Here is a 15,181-nt window from a genome sequence, read left to right as displayed (position 1 = left end):
GCAATCATGAGTGAGCAGGCAGGCGTCCCGGTGCAGTTCGGCATCATGTCGGTCAGCGACATCACCCGCGACCCCACCACCGGTGTCACGCCGAGTGAGCAGGAGCGGATCAAGGCCACCCTGGCGATCGCCACGCACAGCGAAGAGGTCGGTCTCGACGTCTTCGCGATCGGCGAGCACCACAACCCTCCGTTCTGGTCATCGAGCCCCACGACTTTCCTGGCGGCGCTCGCCGCGCAGACGGAGCGCCTCATCGTCTCTACGTCGACGACGCTCATCACGACGAATGACCCTGTCCGCATCGCCGAGGACTACGCGATGCTGCAGCACGTCTCAGACGGACGTATGGACCTCATGCTCGGTCGCGGCAACACCGGCCCGGTGTACCCGTGGTTCGGCAAGGACATCCGTCAGGGGCTTCCGCTGGCGATCGAGAACTACGCACTGCTGCACAAGCTGTGGCGTGAGGATGTCGTCGACTGGGACGGCAAGTTCCGCACCCCGCTGCAGGGCTTCACCTCCACGCCTCGCCCGCTCGACGGCGTGCCGCCGTTCGTGTGGCACGGGTCCATCCGCACGCCCGAGATCGCCGAGCAGGCCGCGTACTACGGAGACGGCTTCTTCGCGAACAACATCTTCTGGCCGAAGGAGCACTACCAGCGCCTCATCGAGCTCTACCGTCAGCGGTACGCGCACTACGGGCACGGCACGCCCGAACAGGCGATCGTCGGTCTCGGTGGTCAGGTGTTCATGGCCGCGAAGTCGCAGGATGCGGTCGATCAGTTCCGCCCGTACTTCGACAACGCCCCGGTCTACGGGCACGGACCGAGCATGGAGGACTTCACCGAGATGACCCCGCTCACGGTGGGGTCGCCGCAGCAGGTCATCGACCGTTACGCCGCGATGCGCGAGCACTACGGCGACTACCAGCGCCAGCTGTTCCTCATCGACCACGCGGGCCTGCCTCTGAAGACGGTGCTCGAGCAGCTCGACATCCTGGGATCCGAGGTCGTGCCGGTGCTCCGCAAGGAGCTCGCGAAGGATCGTCCGGCGACCGTGCCGGATGCTCCGACTCACGCCGCGCGAGTGAAGGCCGAATTCGGTGACGGACCCACCCGTCAGGCGCGGCCCGGTGCGAACCGGGGCGACAACCTGACCGGGGACTCTCCCTACGAGGACACCCCGGCCCCGGCCGGCGCCGCCTTCGGTCTCAGCCGGAAGGAGGCCTGACATGGCCACGCGTCGGATCGCCGTCGTCTCGGCGGGGCTCTCGAACCCCTCCTCGACGCGGATGCTCGCAGATCGCCTCGCGGCCGAGACCGTGAAGGCTCTCGCCGGTCACGACATCGAGGCCAGCGTCGATGTGATCGAGCTGCGCGACTATGCGCACGACATCACGAACAACCTGCTCACGGGCTTCGCACCGCCCGCGCTGGAGACCGCGATCAACACGGTCGTATCGGCGGACGCTCTGATCGCCGTGACGCCGATCTTCTCGACGAGCTACAACGGACTCTTCAAGTCGTTCATCGACGTTCTCGACCCCGACGCGCTCACCGGCACGCCGGTGCTGATCGGGGCGAACGCCGGCACGGCGCGGCACTCGCTCGCGATCGACTACGCGATCCGGCCGCTCTTCGCCTATCTGCACGCCGAGGCCGTCTCGACCGGTGTGTTCGCGGCGTCCAGCGACTGGGGCGGGGCGGGCGACGACGTCGCACCGCTCGCGAAGCGCATCGAGAAGGGTGCTCGTGAGCTGGCCGAGGCCATCGCACGCCGCGAGGCGGCGTCTGTCGCTGATCCCTACGATCCGGCCACCTATCTGGGTGAAGGACGCTCGTTCGGCCACATGCTCGGCGGTCTCGCCGGGGAGTGATCGGCTCGCCGGCACGGCCGGGAGCAGGTGCAGGGCCATGAGGCCGTAGACGATGTCCGAGGGGCGTCGTACGGTGACCTCATGGCCCTTCGCTCTGTGCTCGACTCCGCGCGGGATGCATTGCGCGGCACTCTGCTCCTCCCCGGTGACGATTCCTTCGATTCTGCGCGCAGACCGTGGAATCTTGCGATCGAACAGCGTCCGGCGGGCGTGGCCGAACCTGCCGACCTGCGAGACCTGCGCGCTCTTCTCGGTGTCGCGCGGAACACGGGCGTGACGCTGGCGGTGCAGCCCACCGGGCACGGTGCCGGCGGTGACCTGGCCGGCGCGGTCATCGTCCGCATGTCCGCTTTCGACGAGTTGTCGGTCGACCTCGGCTCCGGCGTGGTCCGCGTCGGCAGTGGGGTCCGCTGGGGAGCCGTCGTCGAGGCGCTCGAGGGCACCGGCTGGGTGGCTCCTGCCGGTACGAGTCCGGTCGTCGCCGTCGCGGGGTACACCCTGGGCGGTGGTCATTCCTGGTTCAGCCGCACGGCAGGACTCGGTTCCGAGAATCTCAGGGCCGCGTGGGTGCTGCGGGGCGACGGAACCCACGAACGGATCGACGACGAGAGCGACCCCGAGGTGATGTGGGCGCTTCGCGGAGCAGGCGGCATCGTCGGAATCGTGACCGCTCTCGAGATTGACCTGGTTCCCGCGCCGACGGTGTGGGGAACGCAACTCACGTTCGACGCTTCGGACGCGGGAGCGGTGATGCGGGCTGTCCGAGACATCTCCGCAGACGCCCCGGCATCGGTGAACGTCTTCGTGAACTCGATGCGCATGCCCGACGCTCCGCAGCTTCCCGAGGAGATCCGTGGACGCGGCTACGTCACCGTGCAGGCGCTGTCCACGGTCGGGCCCGCCGATGATCTGATCGGAGCCGTGCGGCGAGCCGGTACCGTTCGCCGCGAGGAGTCGGGGGCGACATCGCCGAAGACGGTCGCCGCGGCGAGCGGCGAACCCCTCGAACCGACGGCGGGCAAAGGCGTCTCCGCTGCCCTCTCGTCGCTCGACGACGCGACTATCGACGACCTCTTCCGCTTTCGGGATCTGCCGGAGCAGTGGTCGATCATGGGGATCGAGATCCGGATGCTGGGCGGTGTACTCGAACACCCGAGGCGGGCGGGATTCGCGAGTCTTCGGGGTGTCGACTGGCTGCTTCACGCACTCGTGCCCGTCTTCCCCGGCGACCGGAGCGAGCCGGGAGAAGCAAGCATGAGCGGCTTTCGCGACGTGCTGGCGCCCGCGATCGCTCCGCACACGATCCCGACCTTCCTCGGGCCGGGCGAGACGCTCGAGCGTTGCGGTGATCCGGGCGCGATCGATCGACTGCGCACCGTCAGGGCTGCCGCCGACCCTGACTCCGTGATCCACGAGGGTCGGCTGCCACGCTGACGACGAGCCGCACCGGAGGGAACGACTCGGGTCATTCGAACGATCGATGACGGTGCACGCCGCGCGGGCGTCAGTCGCCTCCGTCGCCGCGTCGTGCCCAGCGGTACTCCGTCTCGGGTCGTCCTCGTGCGCCGTACCGGGCGCTTCGGGTGATGACCCCCGATGCGGTGAGGTGCTCCAGGTACCGCCGCACGGATACACGGGACATCCCGAGCCGCGTCGCTGCCTCGCTCGCTGACACCGCGGCGCCGGTGGAGCGCAATTCAGCAGTCACCCTCTGCAGCGTCGCGGATGACAGCCCCTTCGGAATCGGGATCGTGCCGGTCGTGCGTCCGAGAAGCGCATCGATCTCGGACTGTGTCGCTTCGCCCGCGGTCGATCGAGCGTGATCCCGGTGCGATCGGTACGCGGTGAGCCGCTCCTGGAAGACCGCGAAGGGGAACGGCTTGACGAGGTACTGGTACACGCCCAGGGCGGCCATCTGCCGCACGGTCTCCGCGTCGCGCACGCCGGTGATCGCGATCACATCGACCGCGGCCGCACGGGCGCGGAGCGTGCGCAACACATCGATCCCCGATCCGTCGGGCATCGTGATGTCGAGGAGGACGAGGTCGAACGGCTCGCCGCGCGGCTGATCGAGCAGAGCAGTGAGTGCGGCGCGGGCTCCGGTGCACTCGCCTCCGATCACGAAGCCGTCGAGTCGCTCGAGATACGAGCGGTGCAGCTCGAGGGTCAGAGCGTCGTCGTCGACGATGAGCGTGCGGATCACGATGTCCTCCGTCCTCTCGCGGGCGGGAGGACGACGGTGAACGTGGTCGGATGGCCGGAGAGATCCACCGTGCCGCCTGCGCCGGTCACCACCGCGCGGACCAGGGGAAGGCCGACCCCCCGCCCCTGGGATCCGGCGGGCTTCGTCGAGAAACCGCGGCTGAACACGTGCTCGCGCAGCTCCGCGGGGATGCCGTCGCCGCCGTCCGACACCTGGAGCACGATCCCGCCTTCGGTCGAGGGCCTCAGCGAGACCTGCACCCAGCGTTCGCCGCCTGCCCCCGCGGCATCCATGGCGTTATCGATCAGGTTCCCCAGCACGGCGACGCTGTCGACCGCCGAGAGCGGCGACGCTGGAGTGTCGGGGTCGATACTGACCCGCCAGTCGATCCCGCGCTCCTTCGCCTGTGACGCCTTGCCGAGCAGCAGCGCACCGACCGCAGGGTCGCCCGCCTGTCGAGCAGTCACCTGGTCGACGAGCGACTGGCTCTGTCGTGAGGTCTCGGTCAGGATCTCGATCGCCTCGTCGCTGCGACCCAGCTCCAGGAGCGCGACTGCCGTGTGCATGCGATTCCCGTGCTCGTGCGTCTGGGCGCGCAGCGCATCTCCGAGTGTGCGCAGCGATTCGTACGACGACACGGCATCCCGCACCTGGCCCGGTGGCAGATCGCCGGCGATGCCCCGGGTGAACCGGCGTGCGACCCACGCTCCGAGGGCACCGAGGGCGACGAGCCCGACCGTGATGCCGATCGACAGCGGGAGACGACGCATGAGGGTCTCGGAGATGGACTCGATCGTCACGCCCGACGACACCCAGCCGAGCAGCTCGCCGTCAGATGCGACCACCGGAACGATGGTCCGTACCGACGGGCCGAGGGTACCGGTGAAGACCTCGGTCAGGGTACGCGGCGAGTCCGGGATCGTGCCGAGGTAGTCTCCGCCGATCTGGTCGAGGTCGGGGTGCGTGAGACGAATGCCGTCGGGAGTCATGATGGTCACGAAGTCCAGACCGGCAGCCGCGATCACGTCGAGCGCATACGGCTCGAGCACGCGGGTCGCCTCTTCCGGCCGTCCCGCCTCGAGCGCATCGATGACGAGTGGGGAAGAGGCGAGGGTCACGGCGGTGGCGGCGGTGACTCGCTCCGCCTCCGCATGGGTCGCGCGTTGCGCATCCACGACGAGGAACACAGCCACCAGAGCACCGACCACGACGGCGGCGGCGAGGAGCACCAGAAACACCCGGGAAGCGATGCTCCGGGTGGCGCGCGCGTGTGTCATCGCGTCCTTCCGATCGTCAGTGATCGCGGACTCCGAGATATCGGTGAAGACCAATACGACCACAAATGGTGTCGCCGTGCGAAGTCCGCGACGGTGAGCTTACCGAAGGCGAGGGCGCCCGAGGGCATGAGACGACGACGTTCATGATCAAGGAGGAAAACATGGCCATCACGACAGGGTTCTCGCTTCCCGGATTCCACTGGCGGCGGGGCAAGCAGGCCTGGGACAGGCACACCTGGCTGTACGTGTCGGTGATCATCGCCGTGGTGCTCGGAGCGGCGGTCGGACTCATCTGGCCCGAGGTCGGGCAGAGCCTCGAGCCGATCGGCAAGGGCTTCGTGTCGCTGATCAAGATGATGATCGCGCCGATCATCTTCTGCACGATCGTCGTCGGCGTCGGGTCGATCGCGAAAGCGGCGACCGTCGGCAAGATCGGCGGCCTGGCGCTGCTCTACTTCATGGTCATGTCCACCTTCGCTCTCGCTATCGGACTGGTCGTCGGCAACATCATCCACCCGGGTGCAGGTCTCGACATGGCGAACGCCGACTACGACGCGACCGAGACCGAGGCGAAGACGACCACGGAGTTCATCCTCGGGATCATCCCGACGACCTTCTTCTCGGCCTTCACGGGTGAGAGCGTCCTGCAGGTGCTGTTCATCGCCCTGCTCGTGGGCTTCGCACTGCAGGGACTCGGCGACAAGGGGGCGCCGATCATGGAGGCGGTCAAGAACCTGCAGAAGCTGGTGTTCCGCATCCTCGGCATGATCCTGTGGCTCGCCCCGCTCGGCGCCTTCGGAGCGATCGCCGCCGTCGTGGGCAAAACGGGTGTCGCAGCCATCTGGAGCCTCGGCGTGCTCATGATCGCGTTCTACATCACCTGCTTCCTGTTCATCGTGGTCGTGCTCGGCGTGCTGCTCTATGCCGTGACACGGGTCAACATCTTCAGCCTCGTGAAGTACCTGGCCCGCGAATACCTGCTCATCGTCGGCACCTCGTCATCGGAGTCCGCGCTTCCGCGTCTCATCGCCAAGATGGAGCACATCGGCGTCTCGAAGCCGGTCGTCGGCATCACGGTGCCGACCGGGTACTCGTTCAACCTCGACGGCACCGCGATCTACCTGACGATGGCGTCTCTCTTCATCGCCACCGGAATGGGGCAGCCGATGTCGATCGGCGAGCAGATCGGGCTGCTGGTGTTCATGATCATCGCCAGCAAGGGAGCAGCCGGTGTCACGGGCGCCGGCCTCGCGACTCTCGCGGGCGGCCTCCAGGCCTACCGGCCCGATCTCGTCGACGGCGTCGGCGTGATCGTCGGCATCGACCGGTTCATGTCCGAGGGGCGAGCCCTCACCAACTTCACCGGCAACGCTGTCGCCACGCTCCTGATCGGCACGTGGACGCGTCAGATCGATCGCGATCGGGTTCAGAAGGTGCTGAGCGGCGCGCTGCCCTTCGAGGAGTCGCAGCTCGACGGCGTCGACGATCACGGGATGGCCGATGAGCGGAAGGCTGTCGATGTGCAGGGGCTCAAGGACTCCGCCCTCGACGAGATGGCGGCGAAGGAGGAGCGCGCGCGTCTCCGCGCCGCACGCAACTGAGCCTCGCGACGGAACGAAGAAGGATGCGGGAGTCGGCAGTCGCCGGCTCCCGCATCCGTGTGGTCAACCGCTCTTGCGTCGGAACTCGCGCCGCGTCTGCGGGGCGGGTGCGCCGTGGACGGCGGAGTCGCCGTCCAGGTGGGCCTCGCCCTGCCTGTGGTGCGCGTTCTTCTTCTCGAGCGCTTCCTTGAACTTGCGCTTCATGTCCTCGGTGGAGGAGGCGCCTTCTTCGGTGCTCATGCTCGCCAGCCTAGGGCACGCCTCGCACGGGTGGGGGATCACCTCCGCACCCGACGCGAGATGAGATCGATCACCGCCCCGAGGGCGAGTGCGATCACCACAGACACCACCACCGCCACGACCGGGCCACCGGGGACGAGAGTCGCGACGATCGCACCCACGGACGCCTGGTACACCGCCCATCCGAATGCCGCCACCGTCACCAGGCACAGATAGCGGCCCGCATGGATACGGGAGGCGCCGGCGACGAGGTTGATGGCCAGGCGTGCGAACGGCACGAAGCGGGCCGTGAACAGAACCACGGCGGTGCCGCCGTCGAGTCGACGTCGGGCCCATTCGAGCGCCTGGCGCACACGCGGAGCCCGCATCCATCGCCAGCGTGCCGTTCCGACCGTGCGCCCGATGAGATAGCAGGCGGCATCACCGGCGGCGGCTGCTGTACCCGCGCAGGTGATCACAGCCCAGAGGGGCGGCGATCCGACGTTCGACGCCACAGCACCGAGTGCGGTCACGGCGATCTCGCCCGGCACGACGACGAGGAACGCGTCACCGAGGACCAGGAGGCTCATGACGACGAGGGCCCAGGGGCCGGTGAGCAGATCGGTGGGCACGCCTTCAGAGTGCTCTGCGCAGGTGAACGGGAACCAACGTCCGGATAGCCGGTGACGCGCGCTCCAGCATCCGGTGAACTTCTGGTGATCGGAGGGTTTTCCTGCCTGCGGCGCACTCCGGCGACGGCATCCTGGGCATGTGAGAGTCGCGATCGTGACAGAGTCCTTCCTTCCGCACATGAACGGTGTGACCGGATCCGTCCTGCAGATCCTCACGCACCTCGAACGCACCGGCCATCAGGCCCACGTGATCGCCCCGGATGCCGACGGCATACCCACCGAGATCAGCGGGGCCGTTGTCGAACCGATCCCGAGCATCGCGCTCCCCGGGTACCGCACCGTGCGAGTGGGGACCTCACCCGCCCACCGGGTCGCCGCGTCTCTGCGTCGCTTCCAGCCCGACGTCGTGCATCTCGCGTCGCCCTTCGCGCTGGGCTGGCGTGGAGCGCTCGCCGCAGAGCGGCTCGACATCGCCGCGATCGCCGCCTACCAGACCGATGTCGCCGCGTACACCGAGCGATACCGGGTCCCTGCGACGACCGCGATCGCTCACTCGCACATCGCACGGCTCCACCGCCGGGCGACTCTCACGCTCGCACCGTCGGCAGACTCCACTGAGCGTCTCGCCTCCCTCGGGGTCGATCGGGTACGCCGGTGGGGCAGAGGGGTGGACGCCGAGCGCTTCCAGCCCTCTCGCCGCAGTGACGAGCTGCGAGCGCAGTGGGGCGGTGATGTCGTGATCGGGTACGTCGGCCGACTCGCACCGGAGAAGCAGGTCGAGGATCTCGCCGTGCTGCAGAGCATCCCCGGCGCCAGACTCGTGATCGTCGGCGACGGCCCGAGCCGCGCCGCGCTGATGAACCTGATGCCGCGGGCGGTGTTCCTCGGTCACCTCGATGGGCAGGCGCTCGCCGCGGCGATGGCGTCGTTCGACGTGTTCGTGCATCCGGGGGAGAGTGAGACGTTCGGTCAGACGCTGCAGGAGGCGCATGCGGGCGGCGTGCCGGTCGTCGCCACCGGACGAGGCGGACCCCTGGATCTCGTCAGGATGGGGATCGACGGCTGGCTCTACCGCCCGGGTGACCTCGACGACCTGCACATGAGGGTCGCCGACCTCGCCGGAGACGAGCGTAAGCGCAGAGCTTTCGGTGCAGCCGGTCACGAGGCGGTGCAGGGGCGCAGCTGGGCGAGCGTGTGCGACCAGCTGCTGGGGCACTTCGACGAAGCGAGGATGCTCCGCGCCGTGGACTCAGGGCTCCGGGCCCGTCGTCTGACCCGCCCAGAGATCACCGCCCCCGTCGAGGCCCGCCGCTGGCAGCGCTACGTCGCGATGGGGGACTCGCTCACCGAAGGCCTCTGCGACCCGGCGCCCGACGGCGCCCTGCGCGGATGGGCTGACCGCCTCGCGCTCCTGCTCGCCGCCCGGGGCGGCCTGCACTACGCGAACCTCGCGATCAGGTCGAAGCGCGTCCGGGACGTCTGCGGGATCCAGCTCCCCCGTGCCCTCGAGCTCGAACCTGACCTCGTGTCGATCCTCATCGGCGCGAACGATCTGGTGAAGCCGAGCGTCGACATCCCTGCGCTCGCCGCGGAGCTCGAGGGTGCGGTGCGCAGACTCCGCGGAATCGGAGCGGATGTCGTGCTGGTCACGCCGTTCCTGCCTCGTCGACGGGCGGCGGCGATGTACTCTCGGCGCTTCGCGGCCTTCGCGACAGCGCTCGCGGGCATCGCCGCCCGCACGGGAGCGATCCTGATCGACACCGACCTGCACCCGACCCTTCCGGATCGGACGAACTGGGGCGAGGACCTCGTGCACCTCAGCAGCCGCGGTCACCGCTTCCTTGCATATCGAGCCGGCGAACTGCTGGCCGTCCCGCACGCGGACGCGCTCGGCGCACTCGACGCGGCACTGCACGAGAACGAGCCGATCGGTGCGGGGCTGTGGTGGCGCAGGCACGCCCTGCCCTGGGTGTGGCGCCGGATGCACGGTCGTACCGCCGGCGACGGGCGCACGGCGAAGCACGACGACTACGTGTACCTGGGCCGGTCGAACTCGCGCCGCGGAGTGAGGGTGAGCTGAGGGGCCCGAGGCGAGCGCGCCTGTCGCTCGAGTGGCTGTGACGCGTGGACCGCGTGCGATCAGCGGCGCCCCATGCCGTGATAGGTCCATCCGGCAGCGCGCCAGGCGGCCGCGTCCAGACAGTTCCGGCCGTCGATCATGACTCGTCCCGCGACGAGAGACCCTGCGTGCTCGGGGGTCATCTGGCGGCGGTAGAGATCCCACTCCGTGGCGATCACGACGGCATCCGCGTCTCGCAGCGCCTCGTCGCGCTCGGCGGCGTAGCCGAGCTGCGGGTGCGCGGCCCTCGCATTGTCGAGAGCAGCAGGGTCCGTGACGATCACGTCCGCGCCGAGACCGCGCAGTCGCACCGCCACATCGAGGGCGGGGGAGTCGCGGATGTCATCGCTGAAGGGCTTGAACGCGGCTCCGAGCACCGCGATCCGCCGTCCGAAGACAAGCCCGCCCAGGGCGTCGACGACGAGCTGGACGGCTCTGTCACGTCGCCGGAGGTTGATCGAGTCGACCTCGCGCAGGAATCCGACGGCCTCGCCTCGTCCGAGCTCCTCGGCCCGTGCGGCGAAGGCGCGGATGTCCTTCGGAAGGCAGCCGCCGCCGAACCCGATGCCCGAGCCCAGATATCTCCGTCCGATCCGGGTGTCGTGCCCGAGCGCGTCCGCGAGGAGGGCGACATCGGCACCCGCGGCCTCCGCGATCTCGGCCATCGCGTTGATGAACGAGATCTTGGTCGCGAGGAAGGCGTTCGCGGCGCCCTTGACGAGCTCGGCCGTCGCCAGATCGGTCACGAGGAATGGCGTCCCCGCCTCGACCGCGGGGCGGTACGCCTCGCGCAGGAGGTCGGCGGCTCGTTCGCCATCGTCTCCGGAGGGGACACCCACCACCAGGCGGTCAGGCGAGATCGTGTCGTGCACCGCCCATCCCTCGCGGAGGAACTCGGGGTTCCACACCAGGGTCGCACCGGAGTCGGTGATCGCAGTGCACAGGCGCTCGGCCGTGCCCACCGGCACCGTCGACTTGCCGGCGACCACGTCTCCTGGGCGCAGGTGGGGGAGCAGCGCGGCCACAGCGGCGTCGACGAACTGCAGATCCGCGGCATGTCCGCCCGCGGTCTGGGGCGTGCCGACGGCGATGAAGTGGACTGCCGCCCCGGACGCATCCGACATTTCGGTGCTGAATCGCAATCGACCTGAGGCAAGGCCCTCCTGCAGGAGCTCAGCGAGCTGTGGCTCGAAGAACGGCGCGGCGCCGCTCGCCAGCGCTGCGACCTTCTGCGCGTCGACGTCGATACCCACGACGTCGTGTCCGAGTGAGGCCATCGCTGCGGCATGCACGGCACCCAGGTACCCGCATCCGATCACTGACATACGCATGATCCCAGGACAGCGGATGCTCCGGACGAGTCGGCATCCGGCCGGTGAACGCCGTGTGGCTGCGGCGTGTCCGGATATCCGGAGGGCGCGGTCGCGGGGGTTTTCGTAGTGCCGCTGGTAGGCTGAGGGAGGTCGACGTCTGTCGGCTGCACAACTTCATATCGACTCATGGAGCGATCGGCGGAGAGCTGGTCCCCTGTGGTGGGTTCCTCGGCGGGTCGTCGGGTGGCTTTCTACTGGTGGCCAGCGCAGGTGACATTCGCGGGAATGCCCGCGCGCCCGTATCCGGCCGCATCCGCTCCTTCATGAACACGCTCGCGCGTCATACGGACTCGCGAGTCTAAACAAAGAAGGAGAGACCTCTTGGAAGGTCCTGAAATCACCGCCACCGAGGCCGTTCTCGACAACGGCCGCTTCGGCACCCGCACCATCCGCTTCGAGACCGGCCGCCTCGCGCAGCAGGCTCAGGGCGCAGTCGCCGCGTACCTCGACGGCGAGACCATGCTCCTCTCGGCCACGAGCGCAGGCAAGCACCCGCGTGAGGGCTTCGACTTCTTCCCGCTGACGGTCGACGTCGAAGAGCGTTCGTACGCAGCAGGCAAGATCCCCGGCTCGTTCTTCCGTCGCGAGGGACGCCCCTCCACCGAGGCGATCCTGGTCTGCCGACTGATCGACCGTCCGCTGCGTCCGTCGTTCGTCGACGGCCTCCGCAACGAGGTCCAGATCGTCATCACCGTTCTCTCCATCGCTCCGGGCGAGTTCTACGACGCTCTCGCGATCAACGCTGCCTCCGCGTCGACGCAGATCTCGGGTCTCCCGTTCTCGGGCCCCGTCGCCGGCGTGCGCCTCGCGTTCATCCCCGGCCACGGCGAGCACGCCGACCAGTGGGTCGCGTTCCCGACCGCCGAGCAGGTCAGCGAGGCCGTGTTCGACCTGATCGTCGCCGGTCGTGTCGTCACCAAGGCCGACGGCACCGAAGACGTCGCGATCATGATGGTCGAGGCCGAGGCCACCGAGGGCAGCTGGAACCTGATCAAGGCCGGCGCCACGAAGCCCGACGAGACTGTCGTCGCGCAGGGTCTCGAAGCGTCGAAGCCCTTCATCGCGCAGCTCGTCAAGGCTCAGGCCGAGCTCGCAGCCACCGCTGCGAAGGAGCCGGGCGTGTACCCGGTCTTCCCGCCGTACTCCAGCGAGGTCTACGACTTCGTTGCCGAGCGCTCGTACGACGACCTGGTGAACGTCTACCAGATCGCCGACAAGCTGGAGCGTCAGGGCAAGGACGACGAGGTCAAGGACCGCGTCAAGGCGCAGCTCATCGAAGCGGTCGAGGCCGGAAACCTTCCGGCTGGAGCCCCGATCGAGTTCTCCGCGGCGTACAAGTCCGTCACGAAGAAGATCGTCCGCGGCCGCATCCTCACGGAGAGCGTGCGCATGGACGGCCGTGGCCTGGCGGACATCCGTCCGCTGGACGCAGAGGTGCAGGTCATCCCGCGCGTTCATGGCTCGGCGATCTTCCAGCGCGGCGAGACCCAGATCATGGGCGTCACCACGCTGAACATGCTCAAGATGGAGCAGCAGATCGACTCGCTGTCGCCCACGACGAGCAAGCGCTACATGCACCACTACAACTTCCCGCCCTACTCGACCGGTGAGACCGGCCGTGTCGGTTCGCCGAAGCGTCGCGAGATCGGGCACGGCTTCCTCGCCGAGCGCGCACTCGTGCCGGTGCTGCCGAGCCGCGAGGAGTTCCCCTACGCGATCCGTCAGGTCTCCGAGGCGCTGAGCTCGAACGGCTCGACGTCGATGGGCTCCGTCTGCGCGTCGACCCTGTCGCTGCTGAACGCCGGTGTGCCGCTGCGCGCAGCCGTCGCCGGTATCGCGATGGGTCTCGTCTCCGACGAGGTCGACGGTGAGACGCGCTACGCCGCACTCACCGACATCCTCGGTGCGGAGGACGCGCTCGGCGACATGGACTTCAAGGTCGCCGGCACCAGCGAGTTCGTCACGGCGATCCAGCTCGACACGAAGCTCGACGGCATCCCGTCGTCGGTGCTCGCCGGCGCGCTGACCCAGGCCCGCGACGCGCGTCTGACGATCCTCAACGTCCTGAACGCCGCGATCGACGCTCCCGACGAGATGGCGCCCACCGCGCCTCGCGTCATCAGCGTGCAGATCCCGGTCGACAAGATCGGTGAGCTGATCGGCCCGAAGGGCAAGACGATCAACGCGATCCAGGATGAGACCGGTGCGCAGATCTCCATCGAGGAGGACGGCACCGTCTACATCGGCGCGACCGACGGTCCCTCGGCCGAGGCAGCCCGTGCCCAGGTCAACGCGATCGCCAACCCGACCAACCCCGAGGTGGGCGAGCAGTTCCTCGGAACCGTCGTCAAGATCGCGACGTTCGGTGCGTTCGTCTCGCTGCTCCCGGGCAAGGACGGCCTGCTGCACGTCACCGAGGTGCGCAAGCTCGCCGGTGGCAAGCGTGTCGAGAACGTCGACGACGTGCTGTCCGTGGGTCAGAAGATCCTCGTGAAGATCACGAAGATCGACGACCGCGGCAAGCTGTCGCTCGAGCCCGTGCTCGACGATGCTCCCGCTGCGGACGCTGCTCCTGCCGAAGAGGCCGCAGCCGAGTAATCGACAGCTCTCCGCAGACGAAGCCCGGGTCGCCACTACGACGATCCGGGCTTCGTCGTATCCGATGTGATCAAACCGTTATTGGAAGTTTTCCCGCCGTTCCACGGATTGGTCGGAGCGTTCGCGGTTCTCGAATACCCTCGAAGTACGCACCGGGGGGTGCATCGAAGGCAGTGACGCAGATCGGATCGCACCGATCGACGCGGGGGTGAGGAAATGCGGTTGTTCAGCGTAGGCGCAGGGACGCCGCCCGAGCGCGCGCAGGCGCAGGCTGCGGAGCACCCTTCCGCTCCCATCCCGATCGTGGGTCCCGGTGTCGGGGAGGGCATTCGTGTTCCGCTCGGCGAGACCGGATTCGACACATTCCCGCTGATGCTCGGAGCGGCCGAGTTCGGCTGGAACGTCGACCTCGAGACCAGCCACGGAATCCTCGATCGGTACGTCGAGTTCGGTGGCAATGCCATCCACACGGCAGACGGGTTCTCCGGCGGACGAAGCGAGCACATCATCGGGCAATGGCTCCGTTCCCGCGGACGACGCGAGAGCGCGCTGCTCAGCGTCAGGATCGGTGCGCACGCCGATAATCCCGGCCTCGGGTCAACGAACCTGGTCCGCGCGGTCGAAGGCTCGCTCACGCGTCTCGGTGTCGAGCGCATCGACGTCCTCTACCTCGATGCCACGCTCGACGCGACGACGAATCTCGAAGACACCCTGGCGACCGTCGAGTGGCTCGTCGAGGCGGGCAAAGTCGGTGCGCTCGGCGCGTACGGCTTCGCCCCCGAGCGTCTCGTGGAGGCCCGCATCCTCGCCTCCGCCGGCTACCCGCGCGTCGAGGTCATCGATTCGCCGTACAATCTCATCCGCCGCCAGGCGTTCGAGGGCGATCTCAGACTCGTCGCGGGCGCTCAGAACCTCGCGGTCACGCCCTCCCATGCCCTGGAGCACGGGTTCCTCTCCGGGCGTCACCGCACCAAGTCGCTCACCTCGCGCAGCGTGCGTGGCGAGCAGCTGCGCGGCAACCTCAACCGACGCGGTACGAAGGTGCTCAAGGCTCTCGATCAGGTCGCCGCCGAGCTCGCGCTCCCCGTCGCTGCGGTGTCGATCGCCTGGTTGCTCGCGCAGAGGACCGTCGTCGCTCCGATCGTGAACGCGTTCGCCGCCGAGCATGTCGACGAGCTCATGCAGGGTGCGGGTGTCGCGCTGTCGCGCGTGCAGATCGCCGACCTCACTCGAGCCGGGAACTGAGCGTCGACACACCCCCGTCACATACCTGGCATAGGGTG

12 protein-coding genes are annotated in these 15,181 nt (G+C 68.3%); 7 read left to right on the top strand and 5 right to left on the bottom strand.

Annotated features, from left to right (window positions below):
• Nucleotides 1–6: 6 nt before the first annotated feature.
• The 3 genes from IXW21_RS10545 to IXW21_RS10535 all read left to right on the top strand — a co-directional run bounded on the left by IXW21_RS10545 (nt 7) and on the right by IXW21_RS10535 (nt 3,310).
• Entirely contained in the window at nt 7–1,230 is a 1,224-nt protein-coding gene (locus IXW21_RS10545) for an LLM class flavin-dependent oxidoreductase (RefSeq protein ID WP_194764212.1), read from the top strand.
• A 1-nt stretch (nt 1,231) separates the two neighbouring features.
• Nucleotides 1,232–1,876, top strand: coding sequence for an FMN reductase (locus IXW21_RS10540; protein WP_194764211.1), 645 nt, complete (start codon nt 1,232–1,234; stop codon nt 1,874–1,876).
• Nucleotides 1,877–1,957: 81 nt separating this feature from the next.
• On the top strand, nt 1,958–3,310 hold the full coding sequence (locus tag IXW21_RS10535) for an FAD-binding oxidoreductase (RefSeq protein ID WP_194764210.1): 1,353 nt from the start codon (nt 1,958–1,960) through the stop codon (nt 3,308–3,310).
• 70 nt (nt 3,311–3,380) lie between these two features.
• On the opposite strand, the gene IXW21_RS10530 is transcribed toward IXW21_RS10535, so the two are convergent.
• Together IXW21_RS10530 and IXW21_RS10525 are read right to left on the bottom strand one after the other, a co-directional pair.
• Nucleotides 3,381–4,079, bottom strand: coding sequence for a response regulator (locus tag IXW21_RS10530; protein ID WP_194764209.1), 699 nt, complete (start codon nt 4,077–4,079; stop codon nt 3,381–3,383).
• Nucleotides 4,076–5,356 (bottom strand): sensor histidine kinase, encoded by a 1,281-nt coding sequence (locus IXW21_RS10525; protein ID WP_194764208.1) that lies wholly within the window; start codon nt 5,354–5,356, stop codon nt 4,076–4,078. The genes IXW21_RS10530 and IXW21_RS10525 overlap by 4 nt, the downstream gene beginning before the upstream one ends.
• 161 nt (nt 5,357–5,517) lie before the next feature.
• Here IXW21_RS10525 and IXW21_RS10520 point away from each other — a divergent pair, with 161 nt between their 5' ends.
• The gene (locus IXW21_RS10520; RefSeq protein ID WP_194764207.1) at nt 5,518–6,957 is read left to right on the top strand and encodes a cation:dicarboxylate symporter family transporter; all 1,440 of its coding nucleotides are present in this window, start codon (nt 5,518–5,520) and stop codon (nt 6,955–6,957) included.
• A 63-nt stretch (nt 6,958–7,020) separates the two neighbouring features.
• Here the strand turns inward: IXW21_RS10520 and IXW21_RS10515 are convergent, their stop codons facing one another.
• Complete coding sequence (locus IXW21_RS10515) at nt 7,021–7,197, bottom strand: DUF5302 domain-containing protein (protein ID WP_181155964.1); 177 nt, start codon at nt 7,195–7,197, stop codon at nt 7,021–7,023.
• 38 nt (nt 7,198–7,235) lie between these two features.
• On the bottom strand, nt 7,236–7,808 hold the full coding sequence (locus IXW21_RS10510; RefSeq protein ID WP_323742218.1) for a DedA family protein: 573 nt from the start codon (nt 7,806–7,808) through the stop codon (nt 7,236–7,238).
• Between the two features lie 154 nt (nt 7,809–7,962).
• Between IXW21_RS10510 and IXW21_RS10505 the strand changes: the two genes are divergently transcribed.
• Entirely contained in the window at nt 7,963–9,888 is a 1,926-nt protein-coding gene (locus IXW21_RS10505; protein WP_323742217.1) for a GDSL-type esterase/lipase family protein, read from the top strand.
• 59 nt (nt 9,889–9,947) lie between these two features.
• Here IXW21_RS10505 and IXW21_RS10500 read toward each other — a convergent pair whose 3' ends face one another.
• Complete coding sequence (locus IXW21_RS10500; RefSeq protein ID WP_194764205.1) at nt 9,948–11,258, bottom strand: UDP-glucose dehydrogenase family protein; 1,311 nt, start codon at nt 11,256–11,258, stop codon at nt 9,948–9,950.
• Between the two features lie 363 nt (nt 11,259–11,621).
• Here IXW21_RS10500 and IXW21_RS10495 point away from each other — a divergent pair, with 363 nt between their 5' ends.
• Nucleotides 11,622–13,898 (top strand): polyribonucleotide nucleotidyltransferase, encoded by a 2,277-nt coding sequence (locus IXW21_RS10495; RefSeq protein WP_194764204.1) that lies wholly within the window; start codon nt 11,622–11,624, stop codon nt 13,896–13,898.
• Nucleotides 13,899–14,114: 216 nt separating this feature from the next.
• Entirely contained in the window at nt 14,115–15,143 is a 1,029-nt protein-coding gene (locus IXW21_RS10490) for an aldo/keto reductase (protein WP_194764203.1), read from the top strand.
• Nucleotides 15,144–15,181: the final 38 nt, after the last annotated feature.

Source organism: Microbacterium sp. UFMG61, assembly GCF_015354505.1.
In the GTDB taxonomy this organism is placed as follows: Bacteria; Actinomycetota; Actinomycetes; order Actinomycetales; family Microbacteriaceae; genus Microbacterium.
This window is presented reverse-complemented; position numbering and strand designations above follow the sequence as displayed.